Origin of the sequence: Micromonospora sicca (genome assembly GCF_003172935.1) — a bacterium.
Taxonomy (GTDB): domain Bacteria; phylum Actinomycetota; class Actinomycetes; order Mycobacteriales; family Micromonosporaceae; genus Micromonospora; species Micromonospora sicca.
Genome location: NZ_QGKS01000033.1, coordinates 1 through 1103 on the forward strand (window position 1 = coordinate 1; position 1103 = coordinate 1103).

1 protein-coding gene is annotated in these 1103 nt (G+C 69.0%); it reads left to right on the forward strand.

All coding sequences use genetic code 11. The features are described 5' to 3' along the window. Positions 1-71: 71 nt before the first annotated feature. Positions 72-1091, forward strand: a complete 1020-nt coding sequence (locus DKT69_RS00190) for an IS3 family transposase (protein ID WP_109799588.1) — start codon at positions 72-74, stop codon at positions 1089-1091. Positions 1092-1103 lie beyond the last annotated feature (12 nt).

Here is a 1103-nt window from a genome sequence, read left to right on the forward strand (position 1 = left end):
CAGGGAAAACTCTCCGCGCTGTTGGGGCAACTCGCGACCGACAGCCAGCACAGCGGGAGCGAGCCGACACCATGATCGACGCTGCGATCACCGAGCTGACGCCGCTGATCGGGGTCCGGGCGGCGTGCCGGGCCACCGGCCGGCCGCAGGCCAACCACTACCGCCGCCACCGCCAGACACCCCTGCCACCACGGCCGGCGCGCGAACTCAGGCCGCAGCCACGCGCCCTGACCTTGGCCGAGCGTGACAGCGTCCGGGCGCTACTCAACAGCCCCGACTTCGCCGACATGGCCCCCGCGGCCGTCTACCACACCCTGCTCGACGAGGGCGTGTACGTGGCGTCGGTGTCGAGCATGTACCGGATCCTGCGCACCCACGGCGAAGTCAGGGAGCGCCGCCGCCACGCGGTGCACCCGCCGAAGGTCAAGCCCGAGCTGATCGCCGACGCCCCCAATCGCGTGTGGTCGTGGGACATCACGAAGCTGCGCGGCCCGGCCAAACGGGACTTCTACCACCTCTACAGCGTGATCGACATCTACAGCCGCTACACCGTCGCGTGGCTGCTCGCCGAACGCGAAGACGCCGCCCTGGCCGAACGGCTGCTGTCCGACGCGATCACCAAGCAGGGCATCCCCCAGGAGCAGTTGACCATCCACGCCGACCGTGGCACCTCCATGGCGTCCAAGACCGTCGCGCAGATGATGGCCGACCTCGGCGTGACCAAGTCCCACTCCCGGCCCAGGGTCAGCAACGACAACCCGTTCTCCGAGGCCCAGTTCAAGACCCTGAAATACCGGCCCGACTTCCCCGACCGCTTCGGCAGCATCCAGCACGCCCGAGCGCACTGCCGTGCCTTCTTCACCTGGTACAACACGATCCACCGGCACTCCGGCATCGGCTGGCACACCCCACACGACGTCCACCACGGCCACGCCCAACGAGTCCGCGACGCCCGCACCGACGTCCTGACCACCGCCTACACCCGCAACCCCGAACGATTCGTCCGCGGCATCCCACAACCACCCGCCCTACCCGAGGCCGCGTGGATCAACAAGCCCGACGACGAGCCGACTCAGTCAACGAACCCCTGAACCACCCGCCCC